Genomic DNA, 17,808 nt, shown 5'->3' with positions numbered 1-17,808 from the left:
AGTTCAGGATCTGTTCACGCTGGTTATGACCTTAATGGTGCGAAGCAGATAGTGCACTTCCCTTTCGACGTTCAATTCCGCCTGATGGAGATAAGCTTCAATCCCTGTCTTCATGAAGTCATCGTAATACTCGCTCTCCCAGAGCTTGACAAGGCATCTCGAAAAATAGGCCACGGGAAACAACGCCGGCTTTGTATAATCGACAATGATGATCAGGCCGCTTTCTTTTGTGACGCGCTTCATCTCGTGGAGCGTATTGAGCCCCACGGAATAGGGCATGTCGTGCAGGGCCAGGCTGATGCAGGAAACGTCAAAGGAGCGGTTCCTGAAGGGGAGTTTTTCCGAATCGGCCCGGAGAAGTTTTACATTCTTTGCATGTCTCATCTTTTTCCGAGCGATTTTCAGCATGTCCCTGGACAGGTCAATCCCCGTCACCGTCAGGCCCTTCCTGGCAAATTCGATGGTCTGCGCACCGGTCCCACAGGCGACATCGAGGAGTTTTCCCTGCCGGCTGTCGACGAGATCCGCCACCTTTTTTCTCAGAAAAAGGAGGATGAAGGACGTCAGGTCGTACCATTTCGCCCATTTCCGAAAGGTGTTTGAGTTGTTTTTGATGAAAACGGATTTTTCTATTCGTTCCATTGTAACTTTTTACCAAATTTTTTGAATCTGTTGTGAATAATTTTTTTACCGCCTTGACGGAACATGGATGTGGCCTTGGAAGGAAATCACGTCTTGCATTTCCTGGCCATAATATGGCAAGTACGATTCAGGAAAATCTGAATGAAAAAAAACCGGAGACCTGTTCCAGAGCAGGATCGCTGGCAGGACGGAGGCGGCGCAGGACTGTGCGGACCGGGTATCGACAGGGCAATCGAACCGCCGGCCGGGAATGCGCGAGAGATGGAGCTGAAGGAACGGGCCGGTTTCAGGGGGAAGTCTTATGTGGGAATATACGGATAAGGTCAGGGAATATTTTTTGGAGCCCCGCAACGTGGGCGAAGTGGATAATCCTGACGGAGTGGCGGAGGTGGGCTCCATCGCCTGCGGCGACGCGCTGCGCCTGACGTTCAAACTGGATGAGAACAAGCGCATCAGCGAGGCGAAATTCAAGACCTTCGGCTGTGCCAGCGCCATCGCCTCTGCGTCGGCCCTGACGGAAATGGTCAAGGGGCTCACCGTGGAAGAGGCGGAGAAGATTACCAATCAGGATATCGCCGCCTACCTGGGAGGGCTCCCCAAGGAAAAGATGCACTGCTCCGTTCTTGGACAGCAGGCTCTGGAAAAGGCCATTGCCTATTACCGGGGAGTGCCCACTGAAGTCAAGGAAGGGGAGATCATCTGTGAATGCTTTGGCGTGACGGACCGGGAAATCGAACAGGCCGTTAGGAAAAACAACCTGAGTTCCGTGGAAGAGGTGACCAATTATACCAAGGCGGGAGGCGGTTGCGGAAACTGCCTCGACAGGATTCAGGAAATCATCGACAGGGTGCGGGCGGAAGTGCGTGAGCCCGTTCGTCCGAAAATGACGAACATTCAGAAAATCCGCATGATCGAAGAGATCCTGGATCGGGAAATCCGTCCGGCCCTGAAAAACGATGGTGGGGATGTGGAGCTCATCGATGTGATCGGCAACCGGGTGCTGTTGGCGAAGAGGGGATACTGCGCCGTCTGTCCGGCATCGCAGCAGACCTTGAAGGGTTTTGTAGAGGTCAAGCTCCGGGAACTGGTCTCGCCGGATCTCGTTGTGGAGGAGGTGACGGAATGACGACGGTCTATCTGGACAACAATGCGACCACCCAGGTTTCGGCGGAGGTGCTGGCGGCCATGATGCCCTATTTCGGCCGGCTTTACGGCAATCCGTCCAGCATGCACACCTTCGGCGGTCAGGTGGGGATCAAGGTCCGGGAAGCCCGGGAACAGGTTGCCGCCCTCCTTGGGGCGTCACCGGACGAAATCATCTTCACCAGCTGCGGGACGGAGAGCGACAATACGGCGATTCGTTCGGCGCTGGCCACCTATCCGGAACGGAGGCACATCGTGATCAGCCGTGTGGAGCATCCCGCCGTACGCTCCCTCTGCGCGCATCTGGCCAAGGAGGGCTGCCGGGTGACGGAACTGCCCGTGGACAGCGAAGGCCGCCTCAACATGGAAGCCTATGAAAAAAGTTTGACACCGGATACGGCCATCGTCAGCCTGATGTGGGCCAACAATGAAACGGGTGTCATGTTCCCCGTGGAAAAAGCGGCCCTGATGGCCCATGACCGGGGCATCCTGTTTCACACCGATGCCGTCCAGGCCGTCGGGAAAATTCCCATCGACATGGAAAACAACGCCATCGATATGCTGTCCCTTTCCGGGCATAAGCTTCATGCCCCCAAGGGGATCGGCGTCTTCTATCTGCGGCGCGGCACGCGATTTTCCCCCTTCATGATCGGCGGTCACCAGGAGCGGGAACGGCGCGGGGGGACGGAGAACGTGCCGAGCATCATCGGCCTGGGAAAGGCCTGCGAGCTTGCCGCTGCTTACATGGAGGAGGAAAACACCCGGGTGAGGCAGTTGCGGGATAAGCTGGAGCATGAATTGCTGGACAGAATCCCCAATTCGCGCGTCAACGGTGACCGGGTCAATCGTCTTCCCAACACCACGAATATCAGCTTTGAATTCGTAGAGGGGGAGGGCATCCTGCTCATGCTGGACCGCTATGGAATCTGCGCCTCTTCGGGCTCGGCCTGCACCTCGGGATCCCTTCAGCCTTCCCATGTCCTGCGGGCCATGGGGGTTCCCTTTACGATGGCGCACGGATCGATCCGCTTCAGCCTGAGCATTATGAATACGGAGGAGGAAATCGACCTGGTCATCGAAACCCTTCCGGAAATTATCCAGCGCCTGCGGGAGATGTCGCCTTACTGGGATTCGGGAAGACAGGCCTGCGCCACTCCGTCTTAAGCCGTTTTCCCGAGACGCTTTTCTTTTCCTGTTATCATTCGAGACCGGCGCTTAGTAAACCGGCACTAAAAAAAAGGGCGTAACCGAATTCGGTTACGCCCTTTTTCCCAATGCCGGGTGGCGGATTGAGGTTGCGTCGGCAAGAACAGTCTGGGCGAAAGGTCGTCGGGAACCCCCGCTTCTCCCAAGATCAACCATCCGCCTGCGCTGCCGAAAACGCCACGTGGTCGTGGCTCCGTTATCCTTTCCTGATCAGAAGGCGACAGTATCCTTCCTTCAGAATATTCTCGTTGATTCTGCTTCCATTGAGTCTCTGGCGTCTGCGCTTCAGCCACACAAGTTCCGGTGCGATCAAGCCAAGGGTGTCCCGATGCTTTGTTAAACGCTTCATGAAGTTCATGATCCATGCTCCTTTCTGAAACAATGGTTGAGTGTCTTGAACGGAAACAGTGTCCTTCCGGAGTTCCTGGCGCCGGTCTGATCTTTCTTGGGTGAATGTTACAAGATGGAAAAGGTTCAGACAATCGGGAGTATGATGATTTATTGCCGTTAAAAGCCTTAGAAGTGGGAAAACAAAGTACTTAGGCGGGTGTGGATTAGATTAGGGATTAGTCTGTATGGCGGATCAGAAAATTCCTGGCGGAAAAATCATCCTCCACGTTCAAATCTCGCCCTGAAGCCGTCGGGAACCCTCACCGGTTTCTGGTTCCCGTAATCAAAGAATACGACTCCGGTTTTGGCTCGCGCCACCTCCTGCCCGGTCTCTCTATTGCTGAGCCGGTAAAGAAAATCGCAGGATTTGGAGGCAAAGTTCCGAACCGCGACCTCGACCCGGATCACCTCCCCGAAAAAGGCCTGCGATTTGTAAACGATGGCGGCATCGGCGGCGACATAGCCACAACCGTCTATGTTCAGGTGGGGATAGCCCAGGTGCTCCAGAAACAGGAAACGGGCCTCTTCAGCCAGGGAGAGAACGGCGTCATGAGCCAGGTGATTCCCGGCGTTGATATCGCGGAAGCGGAGGCGCAGATCGGTTGAGAAATCAAATGTAGCCGGCAGTTCTATCTTGACTCGCGTCATAAGTGCAAGGGCTCCTTAACCGTTCCTGTACATTGGTGATGAAAACACGGTAGCGACGGTCAGCCTGATATTAGCGCATTCTGTTCAGAGATGCAGCGATTTAATTTCATGAAATCGGAAGATCCGAACCCGATGGTTTCCGGAAAAAATCAGCAGATCCTTGGCACCAGTTCCCCCAGAGGAAGATCGACCACCCGGGAACCGCCGATGATCGTCTGCATTATCAGGCCTCCTCCATTGCGCTCTCCCACAGAGCCGATGATTTTGGCATCTCGCCCGTATTCATGATTCCGCAGGGTTGCCAGAATCCGGTCTGCATCGGCCGGCGCGCAAAAGACGGCCACTTTCCCTTCATTGGCCAGAAAGAAAGGGTCGAACCCAAGAATTTCGCAGACGCCTTTCACTTCGTCTCGAACAGGCAGTTCAGACTCCTGTATCGTGATGGAAAACCCGGATTGGCCGGCGATCTCAGCCAGGATTGCCCCGAGTCCGCCGCGGGTCGGGTCTCGCATGCAGTGGATATGTTGGGACGCTGCGAGAATCGATGAGATGAGGCCGTTAAGCGGTGCCGAATCGGAGCGGATTCCAGAGCTCAGGCCCAGTTCCCTGCGCCTGCAGAGGACCGTGGCGCCGTGGTCGCCGAGAGTCCCGCTCACAAGGACTGCATCACCAGGCTGTATGCTGTCCACGGACAGGGGTTGAGGATATTCAATCATCCCGATGCCGGAGGTGTTGATAAAAAGCCCGTCGGCGGCTCCGCGGGCCACGACCTTGGTGTCGCCGGTCACGATGGATACGCCGGCTGTTTTGGCCGCTTCTGCCATGGATCGGGTAATCTGCTTCAGGTCTTCCATGGGGAACCCCTCTTCGAGGATGAATCCGGCACTCAACATCAGCGGGATTCCGCCACAGACGGAAAGATCGTTGATCGTTCCGTGAACGGCCAGTGACCCGATATTCCCTCCGGGGAAGAAAATCGGATCGATGACATAGGAATCCGTTGTGAAGCAGAACTTCCTGCCCTCCAAAGTGACGACCGCGCTGTCCTCCAGTCGATCGAGACAGGCGTTGCTGAAGAGAGGAAGAAAAACCTCGGTAACGAGTTCATGGCTGAGGAGTCCGCCTCCGCCATGTTCCAGCAGAATTCGCTCTGTGCTCATGGGGCATTATCCTGTTTTCTTTTTCAATGAAAAATAAAATAAATCCAAGGGATCGATGTCACCTGTCTCGTGTTGAACGAAACAGATCCTTTCTTCAAGATTTCCTTCTCTTCAATCGGGAGGCGGCAACCACGGCCTGTCCCAGGGCGATGCAGCCGTCGTTGGGTGGCAGGCTGATGTGGGTATAGACGGCAAACCCTTCCTTCTCCAACTCCCGGGTCACACCATTGAACAGAATGCGGTTCTGAAAGCAGCCGCCGCTGAGGACGGCCCTGTTGATGCCGGTTCGTTCGCGGATCTCGCCAGCCGTGGCCGCCAGGGCTTTGATCAGTGAAACATGGAAGCGCGAAGCGATTTTATGGGGGTCTATCCCGTTGATCCGCTCCTGGGCGAGTGTCCGGATCAGGGGCCTCAGATCAAGAAGCGTACGGCCGTCTTCGTAGCGGAGAAGAAAGGGATAGCTTGCTTCATAGGGCAGATCCGCCATGGCCTCGAGTTCCATCGCTGCCTGGCCCTCGAAGCTTGCCGTATGGCGGATTCCCAGAAGAGACGCCACGGCGTCGAATACCCGGCCGAGACTTGAGGCCTGTGGGCTGTTCAACCCTGAAGCCATCATGGAATTCAGAAGTTCAAAGTGTGACGCAAAGGCGCTCAGGTCTAAACGCTGCGCCATTTCCTGCCAGTCGTGGCCATAACTTTCATGCAGAAGGCTCACCGCCACCCGCCAGGGTTCCCGGACGGCCTTGTCCGAGCCGGGAAGCGGGAAGGGTTCAAGGTGGCCCGCCCGCTGAAAATCCAGTTCATCTGAAATGAGAAATTCACATCCCCAAACCGTGCCGTCCGTGCCGTAACCCGTTCCGTCCATGGCCAGCCCGATCACTTGTTCCGACAGCCCGTTTTCGGCCATGACACTGACAATGTGGGCGTGGTGATGCTGAACGCGGAAAATCTCCCGGTGGGGAAGCTCTTTCGCAAGCCGGGTGGTGTAGTAGGCCGGATGAAGGTCGCAGGCAAGCACCTTGGGTCGGCACGAAGCGATCCTTTCCATCAGGCTGAGGCTTTCGGAATGAAATGCCCGCGCTTCCGGGGTTTCAAGATCTCCGATATGGGGGCTCAGATAGGCCTGGTTTCCCTTGAGGATGCAAAGGGTTGCCTTGAGTTGTGGCCCCAGGGCGAGAACGTCCGGGTAACATTGCTGCAGGGTGATCGGCCTCGGGGCATAGCCGCGGGACCGCCGGATCATGACCGTCTTGCCCCGTGCGGCCGTTACAACCGAGTCGTCGCAGCGCACCAGGATGTCGCGGTTGTGAAGAAGAAAGAAGTCGGCGATCCCTTTCAGGCGCAACAGGGCCTCCCGATTTTTCTGACAGATGGGTTCGTCGACTCGATTTCCGCTTGTCATGACGAGTGGGGGGCTATCATCCTCCAGGAGCAGTGCGTGCAACGGTGTATAGGGCAGCATGATGCCCTGGTCCGGCACTCCGGGAGCGACGGAAGGGGCGATTCCACCGTGCCGCTTCTTGCGGCACAGGACGATGGGCCGTTGGGGGGAGGAAAGAAGATGCTGTTCAAGACGGCCAATTTCTGCGATTCTTCCGGCCGCCTCAAGATGTCCGACCATGACGGCCAGGGGCTTTTCCTCTCGATATTTCCGGGCGCGCAGGCGCTGAACGGCTTGCTCATTGGTGGCGTCTACGGCAAGATGAAAACCGCCGAGTCCCTTTATGGCCAGAATTTTCCCCTTTTTCAGCAGTTCCCGTGCCTGTTCCACGGGGTCCGGGAAATCGTCGGCCAGGGGAACGCCCTGTCCATCGGTCATCCAGAGTCTGGGGCCGCAAAGGGGGCAGGCATTGGGCTCGGCATGGAAACGGCGGTCAGAGGGGTTTTCATACTCGGTGCCGCACTGCGGGCACAGGGGAAAGCAGGCCATCGAGGTATTTCCCCTGTCGTAGGGGACATCGCGGATGATGGTCAGGCGGGGACCGCAGTCCGTGCAGTTGATGAAAGGATAACGGTACCGGCGATCCCGCGGATCCTTCAGCTCCCGCAGACAGTTGTCGCAGACGGCAAGATCGGGAGAGATCATAACGTCCTTATCCCCGTCGTCCCGGCTGGATCGAATCTGAAAGGTCTGCTCCCCGCGGACGGAAAGGTCCTCTTGCGAGACGGCGGCCACCTCTGCGGCGGGAGGGAGGTTGTTCAAAACGGCGGGGACGAACCCTTCAATGTGACGGGGATGTCCCTCAACCTCGACGACAACCCCTTCCGGGGTATTGCAGACGAACCCGCCAAGGTTCTGTTCCTTCGCAATTCGGTAGATGGCCGGCCGAAATCCGACTCCCTGGACGATGCCGGAAAAAAGGAGCCGGATACGCCTTCTTTCCTGGTTATTCAAACTCGAAAAGCCTCGATCTGAGCGGACAGCCAGTTGAACCATCCTTCCAGCCCTTCGCCGTTTTTGCAGGAAACCTCGAAGATCTGGAGTGCAGGGTTTACGGACAAGGCCGTACGTTTCGCCTTTTCCAGGTCGAAATCCACGTAGGGCAGCAGGTCTGTCTTGTTGATGATCATTACCGCCGACTCCTGGAACATGAGGGGATATTTGGCCGGTTTGTCCGCCCCTTCAGGAGTGCTGAGAATCATCACCTTGGCATTTTCTCCGATTTTAAACTCTGCCGGGCAGACGAGATTTCCCACGTTTTCGGAAATGAGAAGGTCGATCCGGTCGAGTTCAAGGGAAGGGAGTGCTTCGCGGATCATGTTGCCGTCAATGTGACAGGCGCCGCCTGTATTGATCTGAACGGCGGGGATCCCCAGAGCGGATATCCGGTCGGCATCCTGGGTATCCTGAATATCTCCCTCGATGACGGCGATCCGGTAGCGGTCCTTGAGGGCCATAATGGTCTTCTCCACCAGGGTCGTCTTTCCCGCACCCGGTGAACTCATGAGGTTGATCACATAAATTTTCTTCTCGTCAAAGAGCGCACGATTATCCTGGGCGATCCGTTCATTGGCATCGAGGACATTTTTGACAATGGTTACCTTCATCTCTATTTCCCCCTCCGCAATGCATGTGTTAATGATGACCATTCAGCCCTTCAGGGCATTCTCCACAGGTTTCGCTGACGTCGCCGGGATGGACGCCGGTGGCGCCTCCACCCGTTTATCCCGGTGCCATCTTTGATCCGGAATTGGAAACGCTTGTAACAGCGGCTCTCTGCTTTTTTTCAAGCCTCATATCTGAGGTACGCCGCGCAGGTTCCCTCGCTCGATACCATGCACGGGCCTACAGGGTTGACCGGCGTGCAGGCTTTCCGGAAAAGCCGGCATTCCGGGGGAGACATCGCACCACGGAGGATCTCTCCGCAGCGGCAACCCTCAAATTCTGCGGAATGGATTTCCGGCAGGGGAAATCTGTTCAGGGCATTCATGGACTCATACTCCTTCCGGATGAAAAGGCCGCTTCCAGGAATGACGCCCAGACCTCTCCAGTCCGCATCGCCCGGTTCAAAGACCTCCGCCATTGTCTGTCGCGCCCGAAGATTCCCCCCTTGCGTGACACCTCTTGCATACTGGATGGCGACCGCATAGCGCTTTTCCAGGATCTGCTGAAGGCTCAAAAGAATTCCATCGACCATGTCGACGGGCTCGAAACCGGTGATCACGGCGGCCCGTCCCGCTTCAGGGATGAGACGGTAAGCTTCCCCCCCTGTAATGACACTGACATGACCGGGGCAGATAAAGCCATCGATGTCCAGTCCGGGATCATCGAGGAGGGCCTGGATCGCAGGGGGGACGGTCTTGTGAACGGAGAAGAGGGAAAAATTCTTTAACCCTTTCCTCCGGGCGCTTCGGAGCGTTGAGGCTACGGTTGGAGCCGTTGTTTCGAAACCGATTCCCAAAAAAACGACTTCGCGTGTCGGATTCTCTTCGGCGATGGAGAGTCCGTCCAGGGGCGAGGAAAGGATGCGGACGTCGGCACCTGCGGCGCGGATCTGCTGAAGGCTCCGTCCACCGGTGCCGGGGACGCGGAGCATGTCCCCGAACGTGGCGAAGATGACATTCGGCCGTTCTGCCAGGTAAAGGGCGCGATCCACATCGGAAATCGACGTTACGCAGACGGGGCATCCCGGGCCGGAGATCAGGCGGATGCTTCCGGGAAGGAGTCTGCGGATTCCGAAACGGCCGATGGCATGGGTATGAGTTCCGCAGATTTCCATCAGGGTGATTGGCCGGCCGATCTTTTCGGCCAGGACATTTACGGCGTTGAGCAGTTTCCGGACGAGTTCCGGATCCCGGTATTCGTCAATAAATTTCATGATCGATGAACTCTTTCAGTAAAGCGAGACTCTCCTTGGCGTCTTCTTCGTCGATCCGATGAATGGCGTATCCGGCATGGCAAATGACGTAGTCGCCGACGGCGACCGGTTCATCAAGGAGATCCAGGCAGGCCTCGCGCTTCGTCCCGCTGATGTTAATGACGGCAAAGTTGTTCTCATCGATGCTCAGGATCATGCCGGGAAAAGCGATGCACATGCAAAACACTCCTCTGCTATTCATTTGTTGCGAAATGACGAACCCGGCCTGCCATCCGGATGAACTCCGGGACAAGCCTCACTCCACGTCCAGTTCCAGAAGCTGCAATTCCTCTGTTCCGCCGGTCAGAAGCACCTCTGTCCTGCCACATGCCGGACAGCAGGTTTCGAAGTGATCCACCTCGAAATCTTTTTCACAATTAACACAATGAATGATGACCGGCAGGATGTCAAGTTCAAGCGTTGCCCCTTCAGACCGCGTACCCTTCGACTGCACCTCGAAGGCGAACTGCAGGCATTGAGGAACCACACAGGACACTTTTCCGCAGGACAGCCGCAGCGACGTGACACGTTCGAACCCCTCCCGAAGGGCATAGTCTTCGATAATATCCAGGATCGATGTAACGAGAGAAAGCTCATGCATGAATTCTTACCGGGGCCATGGAGAGGCGGTTCAACTCTTCGACGAGAAATTTTTCCATGACGGGGAACTTTTTCTTCAGCAGGGCGTAAGCCATGACCCCGCCTTCGACGGTTCGGACGGAATCGGGCAGAGACCGGCGTCGCTCGAACTCGCGGAGAAAGTGCACGCCGAAGCCGTCATCCTTCATCAGGATATTGTCCAGCCCAAGAATGGTGACCTCCTGTTTTTCCGTCATTTCGTCAGGATAAGAACGGAGAAGGACATCCTTCCCCGTTTGTCTTTTCACCCGGTTCTTTGCGACGCTGACGCTGTCAGCCTTCGAATCGGTGTTCTCCCTTCTGGAAGATATTTCCCGTGACCATGGACGAGAGGGTTCCCTCTTTCAGAACGGCATCATACCAGAAGGCCATATAGATGTGAACAACTATGAAGAGGATGAAACCCCAGGCGAGTACATGATGAATCATGCGCACGGCGGCCAGACCTTGAAAGTCGTGAAGGGCCATTCCCAGGCACTGCTCTGCCTGATCCCCTGCGGCGGCCATGATCGTCTCGTGATATTCGAGGGAAATCGTTTTGAGAAGAATGCTGGCCCCATCGGGGTGTGAAGAGCGCAGCAGGGACTCGCTACAACCCGTGCATTCCGCGAAGTGGAGCCAGACAATCGGCAGGCGGCTGAGATTTTCCGCCGCTTTGCGCAGGGGTATGGCACAGAAAATTGTTGACCGGAAAATGCTCCAATGAGATAAGACCGGATTAAGAAGGAAAACTATCGGAGCCTTCCGCGCGGCATTAAGGGAAATGCTCCTGGACAGAACGTTCCATTTGGGAAAGAATATTTAAGATTGCTTTTGGATGAAATCCGGGTAATAAAAAAGTGCACCTGTAGAGAGGCTAAGCCGCCCTTGCACGTGCACTGGCTGTTGGATCGGCGAGGGGCTTTGAGAATGTGCCCACTTCCGATCCGAATTGGCTCCCCGGTGCGGATTCGAACCACGGCTCCGAGGGTTAACAGCCATCTGCTCTACCGACCGGGCTGCCGGGGAACGAATGCGGCCGTTCGAACGGGGCTCATCGTAGCAGGATTCCATGGATGCCAACCATGGCATCATCGAAGTGCCGGGAGAATTCGCTTCCTCGATGTACATGGACATAATCAGCTTTTTATAAATTTTACCTGCAGGAGGAAAAGTCAAAATGGATAAGTATTTTTGTACCGGCTGTGGCTACATCTATGACCCGAGACTCGGCGACCCCGAGAATGGCGTCCCCCGCGGAACGCCCTTCGAGGAGATTCCTGAAAACTGGGTTTGTCCAATCTGCACGGCTCCGGAGACGAGTTTCCAGCCCGACTACTGTGAAGTCTAGATAAGATTGGCAGGTATTGAGGAATGAGATTTCTGATCAAGTGGATTCTTTTGACCCTGTCCGTTCTTCTGGCCGCCTATCTGCTGGAGGGGATCAGGGTCAGCAGTTTCTTTTCCGCGCTTCTCGCCGCGGCGATGCTGGGATTTCTCAATGTCTTTTTCCGGCCGATTCTTCTTGTTCTGACTCTTCCTGTGAATGTTCTGACCCTCGGCCTCTTCACCTTCCTGATCAATGCACTCATCCTCAAAATGGCGTCGGGCGTCATCCCCGGCTTCGACGTTCAGGGGTTCTGGACGGCTGTATTCGGCGCGCTGCTGATCAGTGTCGTGAACGGGCTGCTGGGCGCCGTTCTGGGCGGGGGAAGCTCCCCGGGCGGCGGGGGCTTCATCGAAATGAAAAAGCGGGGCGGGGATCGCTGGGAATGACCGATTCCGTGGACATGACCAGTTTGACCCCGGCAATGCGGCAGTATGTGGAAGTGAAGAGCAGACATCCCGACTGCATCGTTCTTTTCCGCATGGGAGATTTTTATGAAATCTTTTTTGAAGATGCCGTAACCGCCTCTGAGATTCTTGAAATCACCCTCACGTCACGAAACAAGGGGAAGGAAGACAGCATCCCCCTGTGCGGCTTTCCCTACCATGCCTTGTCCACCTACATCCCGAAGCTCATTGAAAAGGGGCTCAAGGTGGCGATCTGCGAACAGATCGAGGACCCGAAACTTGCCAAGGGGGTTGTCAAGCGGGAGGTCATCCGCATTGTCACCCCCGGCCTGGTCGTGGATGCCGAAAACCTTCATGCCAAGGAAAACAACTTCCTCGCGGCGGTTAATCCCCTGGGCTCTTCCATCGGGCTGGCCTTTCTCGATATTTCCACCGGGGAATTCCTGGTCAGCGATTTCCAGGATCCGCAGTTTTTTGAGGCGGAGATGGCCGTCCTTGAATTCCGGGAAATCCTCCTTCCCGAGGATCTCCGGAGGAGCGGTTTTTCCAGGTTCTTTTCCGGGAGAGAACCCGTCTGCCGCCTGGATGAAATGCCCGGGGAGTATTTTGATCAGGACGAGGCCTGGAGGCGTCTTTCATCCGCCGTTCCGGAGAACATCCTTGAGCGTTCAGGCCTGAAGGGCCATCCGGCGGTGGTTGGAGCGGCAGGCGCCATTCTTCGATACGTGGAGGAGACCCAGAAGAATACCCTCCAGCACATCCGCCGGCTTCAGTGGTACTCGACAAAGGATTATCTCCTGCTCGACGAGACGGCGAAGCGGAACCTTGAACTGTTCAGGACCATCCAGGACAATCGGACCTCCGGCTCCCTGTTTTCCATCCTCGATGAAACGATGACCGCCATGGGGGGGCGCCGCCTTCGCTGGTGGCTCAACTATCCCCTTGTCGATCCGGAGAAAATCCGGGAAAGGCTGGCGGCCGTAGCGGAAATACGGGAAAACCATCTTTTCCGGGAAAACCTGCGCCGAACCCTCTCCGGGATTTATGACATGGAGCGCCTGGCGGGAAGAATTTCTCTGGGGGTCGCCAACGCCCGCGATCTCATCGCCCTGAAAAACTCATTGAGCAGTCTTCCCGGCCTTAAAAGCCTTCTTGCCGACAAAACCTCCCCGCTGCTGGAAAGAATTTTCCTGGGCATCGATGAATTGCCCGATCTGCATGACCTTCTTGAACGGGCGATCTGCGACTCCCCGCCGCTCACCCTCCGGGAAGGGGGGCTCATCAAGGACGGCTACGACGAGGAGCGGGACCGCCTGTCCTCCATGATGCGGGACGGGAGAAGGTGGATCGCTGCGCTCGAGGAAAAGGAGCGAAAGCGGACGGGCATTGCGTCTCTCAAGGTGGGATTCAACAACGTCTTCGGGTATTACATCGAGATTTCCAAGGCCAACGCGGCCAATGCGCCGGAAGAGTACGTGAGAAAACAGACCCTCGTCAATGCGGAGCGTTACATCAACCAGGAGCTCAAGGAGTATGAAACGGCCGTTCTCAATGCGGAGTCTCGATGCCGGGAGCGCGAATACGACCTCTTTTCCGCCGTGCGGGATACCGCGGCAGCGGACATCCCCGGAATTCAGGAAACGGCATCCTGGCTGGCTTCCCTGGATGCCCTGGCCTCCCTGGCGGAAGTCGCCGACAAGTACGGATACTGCTGCCCTTCCGTGGACCGGGAGGACCGGATTGAGATCGACGTGGGAAGGCATCCCGTTGTGGAGCGGATGCCCCTCAAGGATGGCTTCGTTCCCAACGACCTTGTTCTGGATACGGAGCTGAACCGATTCCTGGTGATTACCGGCCCCAATATGGCGGGTAAATCCACGTATATCCGACAGGTTGCGCTCATTGTTCTCATGGCGCAGATGGGGAGTTTCGTGCCGGCATCCAGGGCAAGGATCGGGGTGGTGGACCGGATCTTCACGCGAATCGGAGCGGCGGACAGCCTGATCCGAGGCCAGAGCACCTTCATGGTGGAGATGAACGAGGTGGCGCAGATCCTTCGTAATGCCACCAGGCGGAGCCTGGTGATCCTGGATGAGGTGGGGCGGGGGACCAGCACCTTCGACGGCCTCAGCATCGCATGGGCCGTGGCGGAATACCTCCACGACCAAAAAAGCATCGGGGCCCGCACTCTCTTCGCGACCCACTACCATCAGCTCACCGAACTGGCCGTGGCGGGAACGGGATTCAGGAATTTCAATATCGCCGTCAAGGAGTGGGGTGACCGGATCATCTTTTTGAGGAAGATTGTTCCCGGCGGAACGAACCGGAGTTACGGAATCCAGGTTGCGCGGATTGCAGGCGTTCCGGACGAAGTGATCAGCCGTGCCAGGGAAATTCTCGACAACCTGGAAATCGGGGAAATGGATGAAGTGGGCATGCCCAAAATTGCCCGGAGCAGGAAAAAGAAAGTCCGCAACCCCGGGCAGCTGAATCTTTTCATGAGCGAAAAGGAACGGGTTGTCGAAGAGCTTTCGGCATTGAACCTGTCCTCCCTGGCGCCCCTGGATGCCCTGGACCTCCTTCGGAGCTGGCAGGAGCGGCTGAAGGAAAACTGAACCGCTTCCCTATTTGATGCAGACCCTTCGGACCTGTCGGAAGTCGGTGAGACCCTGGATTGCCTTCTGGATGCCATCCTGGAGCAGGGTCGTCATCCCTTCCGAGATGGCCGCATTTCTCAGCGATTCAATGTCGGCGTGCTTCTGGACCAGCCGTTTGATCGAATCGGAGCCGATCAGCAATTCATGAATGCCCATCCGCCCCTTGTAGCCCGTTCGGTCGCAGGCATCGCACCCCTTCGGACGATAGAGCATGAAATCATCCGTATAGGGGACATTGAGCCTGGCGAAATCTTCCAGCCCGTAACTCTCGGCCAGATCGTCGTATTCCCGGCGCGTGGGGTGGTAGGCCTCCTTGCATTTTTTGCATAGCGTCCGGACCAGGCGCTGAGCCAGGATGCCCAGCAGGGCATCGGCGAAGTTCAGCGGATCTATTCCCATGTCGAGCAGCCGGGTAATGGTTTCCGGGGCGCTGTTGGTGTGCAGGGTGCTGAAAACGAGGTGCCCGGTCAGGGAGGCTTCGACGCCCGTCTTGGCCGTTTCGAAATCCCTCATTTCCCCCACCATGATCACGTCCGGGTCGGCCCGGAGAAAGGCGCGCATGGCCGCCGCGAAATCAAAGCCTATCTTCGGCTGAACCTGGACCTGCCGCAGCCCGTACTGGGTGATTTCGACGGGATCTTCAGCCGTCCAGATCTTCCGCTCCGGGGTGTTGATGTGGTGAAGTGCCGCATGGAGCGTGGTGGTCTTTCCCGATCCCGTGGGGCCGACGACGAGGATCATGCCGTAGGGCTTCTCCAGGATCTTGAGCATTTCCTGGTAATTGCGCTCAAGCATCCCCATGGCTTCGAGGGGCATCGTTTCCCCCTTGGCGAGGATACGCATGACGACGTCTTCCACGCCGCCCTGCGTGGGGATGGTGGCCACGCGGAGTTCAATCTCTTCCCCGCTCGAATTCCGGAATTTTATTTTCCCGTCCTGGGGGATCCGCTTGACGGTGATGTCCAGGTTCGACATGATCTTGATCCGGGACACCAGCGCCGCCCGGTAGCTGAAGGGAACGGTCTGATAGAGGCCGCAGTCGCCATCGATGCGGAAGCGGATCTGCACGTTTTTTTTGGTCACGTTCGGTTCGACATGAATATCGGAAGAGCGGCGGTTATAGGCGTCATTGATGATCTTGTTGACCAGCTGCATGATCACGCTGTCCGATTCGGAAACGACATCACCGTCTTCATCGGGGCTTTCTTCATCTTCGTCCAGCTTGCCGAGAAGCTCGGCAAAGGAGGACTCGCTGGAGGGGCTCTGGAAAAAATGGTTGATGTAGCGAATGATGTCTTCGGGAAGAGCGACGTCGTACTTTACAGCCTTGGTTTTCAGAAGGCTTTCGATCATGTCCCGCTTGATGATGTTGTTCGGGTCATCGACGATCACCTGGATGTTTCCGTCTATCTTGTTCAGGGGAACCCACAGTTCCCGAAGCAGGTATTCCCGCTTGAGATTTTTCAGCAGATCGCCGGGGATCGGGAATTTGTCATCGAACTTGATGAATTGGCAGCGATAGAATTCCTCCAGCGACTTCCCGATGTCCTCCTTGGAAATGCCGTATTTTTTCATGAGGAAGGATTCCATCGGTTCTTTCTGTTCCCGGGATTCCTCCAGAGCGCTGTCCAGCTCCTCTTCCTTCAGCAGGTCCCTGCTGATGAGATAATCGTAGCGGGTCTTCCGCCGCCGGGCATAGCGCTCCTGGTTGAAGAAGGCGACGCCGAGCACTTCGGCGATTTCCTGCACAAATCCCTCTTCCTCCTCGGAGAAGTTCCCCTTTCCCTTCTTGTTCAGGATCTGGATGACACCGGTGAGATTGCCGGTGTGGAAGATGGGGGCGCAGAGAATCTGCCGGGTGCGGAAGCCTGTCTTCTTGTCCCAGCTCATGTCGAAGCTCAGCTCGGGATCGATCCGCTTCAGCTCCGAAGCGTCGTAGGCATCGGCGATGTTGACGGTCTTCCCGTTGTTGGCCACATACCCGGAGATGCTTTTGTTGTTGATGGGCACCCGTATTTCCCGGATCTGGGCCCCGGCAAGCAGCAGGGAAAAGATCTGGTTCCTCAGGCGGTCGACGACGTAGATCGTAATGGAAAAGGCATCGAAGAGATTCAGGATGGCCTCTTTCAGGTCGACAAGGATCTGTTTTATATTCTGGGCGGCGTGAATCTGGTTGGTGATGTCCTGCATTTTTTTCCGCAGGAGAAGTTTTTTTTCGAGTTCGGAGATTTGTGAATTTTTTGTCAGGGCTTCCTGCATGATTTTATTCCCACCGTCAAGTCTTGAATCGCATCCGCATCCATGAAGATGGATCAATCCATCGGCTCAAAGCACATAGAATAATGCATAGATGTGATTAATTCCTGCTGTTCTTCTACCGGTCTCCTGCCTGTTCCCTGAAATCCGTTCCGACGGTTCTTCCCTTGACACTGTATTGAAAATACCTTAGATTGTGGCAACTTTTTCGTTACAGCGGGGTATTACCGGTTATGGCTACAAAAAAGCAGAAGCGTATCACAGAGCTCAAGAACAGGAAGAAGAAAAAGGGCACTCAGAAGCTGATTCTTGCAATAATTGGACTTGCCGTTGTCGGATTCCTGATTTTCTTTTTTGTGACGCTTTTTAATGTGATCTATCCGCCGATCGGAGGCCGGACGGATCAGAAGGGATCGAAAGAGAAGCAGTCGGTCGTTCTGTACTTTTCCGATGCCAATGAACGTTTTCTCGTGTCGGAAAAGCGGTTGATTCCTAAAATGGGATCCCCCGTTCAGCAGGCGGAGGAAATTGTAAGGGCCCTGCTGGATGGATCCAAAACCGGTAAGGTGAATACCTTCCCGCCGGAAGTGGCGCTCAAGAGCGCAAAGATTGAAGCGAATTCCACAATCTTTGTCAGCTTCAGCAAAAATCTCGTCCAGGACCATCCGGGAGGGAGCGCCAGCGAAATGGCTACCGTGTATTCCCTGACCAATTCTCTCACGGCCAATATTCCTGAAATCAAGGCGGTAAAAATTCTGATCGAGGGCCAGGAAGTGGATTCGCTCAAAGGGCACATCAGCCTAAAGCAGCCCTTCAGCTTCAACAGGGAATACCTGGCGCAGGACGTAAAGGGTCAGTAACAGCTTGCCGTTCAAGCTGGGATAACTTCACGACAGAGACTGTTTTCAGAAATCCTTCCACCTGCCTGAAGGCGGG

Annotated in this window: 19 protein-coding genes; 7 read left to right on the top strand and 12 right to left on the bottom strand. The window is 55.9% G+C overall.

Translation table 11 applies throughout. The features are described 5' to 3' along the window. Positions 1–3: 3 nt before the first annotated feature. The gene (locus ACJ77P_RS09515; RefSeq protein ID WP_367361315.1) at positions 4–642 is read right to left on the bottom strand and encodes a class I SAM-dependent methyltransferase; all 639 of its coding nucleotides are present in this window, start codon (positions 640–642) and stop codon (positions 4–6) included. A 141-nt stretch (positions 643–783) separates the two neighbouring features. On the opposite strand from ACJ77P_RS09515, the gene ACJ77P_RS09510 reads away from it, so the two are divergent. From ACJ77P_RS09510 to nifS, 3 genes are read left to right on the top strand one after another with little or no spacing between them, the layout of a single operon-like run. Continuing rightward, the gene (locus ACJ77P_RS09510) at positions 784–963 is read left to right on the top strand and encodes a hypothetical protein (protein ID WP_367361316.1); all 180 of its coding nucleotides are present in this window, start codon (positions 784–786) and stop codon (positions 961–963) included. Next, positions 944–1,768: a Fe-S cluster assembly protein NifU gene (gene nifU, locus ACJ77P_RS09505; RefSeq protein ID WP_408998092.1), complete on the top strand. Its 825-nt coding sequence runs from the start codon at positions 944–946 to the stop codon at positions 1,766–1,768. Before ACJ77P_RS09510 ends, nifU begins: the two co-directional genes overlap by 20 nt. Then, positions 1,765–2,949 (top strand): cysteine desulfurase NifS, encoded by a 1,185-nt coding sequence (nifS, locus tag ACJ77P_RS09500; RefSeq protein WP_367361318.1) that lies wholly within the window; start codon positions 1,765–1,767, stop codon positions 2,947–2,949. Before nifU ends, nifS begins: the two co-directional genes overlap by 4 nt. A 238-nt stretch (positions 2,950–3,187) precedes the next feature. Here nifS and ACJ77P_RS09495 read toward each other — a convergent pair whose 3' ends face one another. The 10 genes from ACJ77P_RS09495 to ACJ77P_RS09450 all read right to left on the bottom strand — a co-directional run bounded on the left by ACJ77P_RS09495 (position 3,188) and on the right by ACJ77P_RS09450 (position 10,693). Beyond that, on the bottom strand, positions 3,188–3,349 hold the full coding sequence (locus ACJ77P_RS09495; protein WP_367361319.1) for a hypothetical protein: 162 nt from the start codon (positions 3,347–3,349) through the stop codon (positions 3,188–3,190). Positions 3,350–3,597: 248 nt separating this feature from the next. Next, entirely contained in the window at positions 3,598–4,029 is a 432-nt protein-coding gene (locus ACJ77P_RS09490) for an acyl-CoA thioesterase (RefSeq protein ID WP_408998091.1), read from the bottom strand. Between the two features lie 149 nt (positions 4,030–4,178). Beyond that, positions 4,179–5,189: a hydrogenase expression/formation protein HypE gene (hypE, locus tag ACJ77P_RS09485; protein ID WP_408998090.1), complete on the bottom strand. Its 1,011-nt coding sequence runs from the start codon at positions 5,187–5,189 to the stop codon at positions 4,179–4,181. A gap of 94 nt (positions 5,190–5,283) precedes the next feature. Next, entirely contained in the window at positions 5,284–7,584 is a 2,301-nt protein-coding gene (gene hypF, locus ACJ77P_RS09480) for a carbamoyltransferase HypF (RefSeq protein ID WP_367361322.1), read from the bottom strand. Next, positions 7,581–8,237: a hydrogenase nickel incorporation protein HypB gene (gene hypB / locus ACJ77P_RS09475; RefSeq protein WP_408999419.1), complete on the bottom strand. Its 657-nt coding sequence runs from the start codon at positions 8,235–8,237 to the stop codon at positions 7,581–7,583. Before hypB ends, hypF begins: the two co-directional genes overlap by 4 nt. 179 nt (positions 8,238–8,416) lie before the next feature. Continuing rightward, complete coding sequence (gene hypD / locus ACJ77P_RS09470; protein ID WP_408998089.1) at positions 8,417–9,508, bottom strand: hydrogenase formation protein HypD; 1,092 nt, start codon at positions 9,506–9,508, stop codon at positions 8,417–8,419. Further along, the gene (locus ACJ77P_RS09465; protein ID WP_367361324.1) at positions 9,495–9,725 is read right to left on the bottom strand and encodes a HypC/HybG/HupF family hydrogenase formation chaperone; all 231 of its coding nucleotides are present in this window, start codon (positions 9,723–9,725) and stop codon (positions 9,495–9,497) included. The genes hypD and ACJ77P_RS09465 overlap by 14 nt, the downstream gene beginning before the upstream one ends. A gap of 78 nt (positions 9,726–9,803) precedes the next feature. Continuing rightward, positions 9,804–10,148 carry a hydrogenase maturation nickel metallochaperone HypA gene (locus ACJ77P_RS09460; protein WP_367361325.1) on the bottom strand — a complete coding sequence of 115 codons (345 nt, stop codon included), beginning with the start codon at positions 10,146–10,148 and terminating at the stop codon, positions 9,804–9,806. Next, the gene (locus ACJ77P_RS09455; RefSeq protein WP_367361326.1) at positions 10,141–10,434 is read right to left on the bottom strand and encodes a hypothetical protein; all 294 of its coding nucleotides are present in this window, start codon (positions 10,432–10,434) and stop codon (positions 10,141–10,143) included. Before ACJ77P_RS09455 ends, ACJ77P_RS09460 begins: the two co-directional genes overlap by 8 nt. Positions 10,435–10,459: 25 nt before the next feature. Further along, the gene (locus ACJ77P_RS09450; RefSeq protein ID WP_408998088.1) at positions 10,460–10,693 is read right to left on the bottom strand and encodes a cytochrome b/b6 domain-containing protein; all 234 of its coding nucleotides are present in this window, start codon (positions 10,691–10,693) and stop codon (positions 10,460–10,462) included. A gap of 652 nt (positions 10,694–11,345) precedes the next feature. Between ACJ77P_RS09450 and ACJ77P_RS09445 the strand changes: the two genes are divergently transcribed. Genes ACJ77P_RS09445 through mutS form a run of 3 tightly spaced genes read left to right on the top strand, consistent with a single transcriptional unit; the run spans position 11,346 to position 14,574 of the window. Continuing rightward, positions 11,346–11,516 (top strand): rubredoxin, encoded by a 171-nt coding sequence (locus ACJ77P_RS09445; protein ID WP_367361327.1) that lies wholly within the window; start codon positions 11,346–11,348, stop codon positions 11,514–11,516. 23 nt (positions 11,517–11,539) lie between these two features. Then, complete coding sequence (locus tag ACJ77P_RS09440) at positions 11,540–11,941, top strand: phage holin family protein (protein WP_367361328.1); 402 nt, start codon at positions 11,540–11,542, stop codon at positions 11,939–11,941. Positions 11,942–11,955: 14 nt separating this feature from the next. After that, on the top strand, positions 11,956–14,574 hold the full coding sequence (mutS, locus tag ACJ77P_RS09435; protein WP_408999418.1) for a DNA mismatch repair protein MutS: 2,619 nt from the start codon (positions 11,956–11,958) through the stop codon (positions 14,572–14,574). 9 nt (positions 14,575–14,583) lie between these two features. On the opposite strand, the gene ACJ77P_RS09430 is transcribed toward mutS, so the two are convergent. Continuing rightward, a complete protein-coding gene (locus tag ACJ77P_RS09430) occupies positions 14,584–16,875 on the bottom strand; it encodes a GspE/PulE family protein (RefSeq protein WP_367361329.1) in 2,292 nt (763 codons plus the stop codon). Positions 16,876–17,105: 230 nt separating this feature from the next. Here ACJ77P_RS09430 and ACJ77P_RS09425 point away from each other — a divergent pair, with 230 nt between their 5' ends. Beyond that, entirely contained in the window at positions 17,106–17,732 is a 627-nt protein-coding gene (locus ACJ77P_RS09425; protein WP_367361330.1) for a GerMN domain-containing protein, read from the top strand. Positions 17,733–17,808: the final 76 nt, after the last annotated feature.

This window comes from Syntrophus buswellii (genome assembly GCF_046097065.1).
In the GTDB taxonomy this organism is placed as follows: domain Bacteria; phylum Desulfobacterota; class Syntrophia; order Syntrophales; family Syntrophaceae; genus Syntrophus; species Syntrophus buswellii.
This window is presented reverse-complemented; position numbering and strand designations above follow the sequence as displayed.

What these genes read in the sequence shown, in the direction of transcription:
- hypB (WP_408999419.1), bottom strand. Translation starts at nt 8,237, where the DNA reads ATGAAGGTAACCATTGTCAAAAATGTCCTCGATGCCAATGAACGGATC.
- hypE (WP_408998090.1), bottom strand. Translation starts at nt 5,189, where the DNA reads ATGAGCACAGAGCGAATTCTGCTGGAACATGGCGGAGGCGGACTCCTC.
- ACJ77P_RS09465 (WP_367361324.1), bottom strand. Translation starts at nt 9,725, where the DNA reads ATGTGCATCGCTTTTCCCGGCATGATCCTGAGCATCGATGAGAACAAC.
- ACJ77P_RS09490 (WP_408998091.1), bottom strand. Translation starts at nt 4,029, where the DNA reads ATGACGCGAGTCAAGATAGAACTGCCGGCTACATTTGATTTCTCAACC.
- ACJ77P_RS09430 (WP_367361329.1), bottom strand. Translation starts at nt 16,875, where the DNA reads ATGCAGGAAGCCCTGACAAAAAATTCACAAATCTCCGAACTCGAAAAA.
- ACJ77P_RS09445 (WP_367361327.1), top strand. Translation starts at nt 11,346, where the DNA reads ATGGATAAGTATTTTTGTACCGGCTGTGGCTACATCTATGACCCGAGA.
- ACJ77P_RS09510 (WP_367361316.1), top strand. Translation starts at nt 784, where the DNA reads ATGAAAAAAAACCGGAGACCTGTTCCAGAGCAGGATCGCTGGCAGGAC.
- ACJ77P_RS09495 (WP_367361319.1), bottom strand. Translation starts at nt 3,349, where the DNA reads ATGAACTTCATGAAGCGTTTAACAAAGCATCGGGACACCCTTGGCTTG.
- ACJ77P_RS09450 (WP_408998088.1), bottom strand. Translation starts at nt 10,693, where the DNA reads ATGGCCGCCGCAGGGGATCAGGCAGAGCAGTGCCTGGGAATGGCCCTT.
- ACJ77P_RS09515 (WP_367361315.1), bottom strand. Translation starts at nt 642, where the DNA reads ATGGAACGAATAGAAAAATCCGTTTTCATCAAAAACAACTCAAACACC.
- hypD (WP_408998089.1), bottom strand. Translation starts at nt 9,508, where the DNA reads ATGAAATTTATTGACGAATACCGGGATCCGGAACTCGTCCGGAAACTG.
- nifS (WP_367361318.1), top strand. Translation starts at nt 1,765, where the DNA reads ATGACGACGGTCTATCTGGACAACAATGCGACCACCCAGGTTTCGGCG.
- ACJ77P_RS09425 (WP_367361330.1), top strand. Translation starts at nt 17,106, where the DNA reads ATGGCTACAAAAAAGCAGAAGCGTATCACAGAGCTCAAGAACAGGAAG.
- ACJ77P_RS09460 (WP_367361325.1), bottom strand. Translation starts at nt 10,148, where the DNA reads ATGCATGAGCTTTCTCTCGTTACATCGATCCTGGATATTATCGAAGAC.
- nifU (WP_408998092.1), top strand. Translation starts at nt 944, where the DNA reads ATGTGGGAATATACGGATAAGGTCAGGGAATATTTTTTGGAGCCCCGC.
- mutS (WP_408999418.1), top strand. Translation starts at nt 11,956, where the DNA reads ATGACCAGTTTGACCCCGGCAATGCGGCAGTATGTGGAAGTGAAGAGC.
- ACJ77P_RS09440 (WP_367361328.1), top strand. Translation starts at nt 11,540, where the DNA reads ATGAGATTTCTGATCAAGTGGATTCTTTTGACCCTGTCCGTTCTTCTG.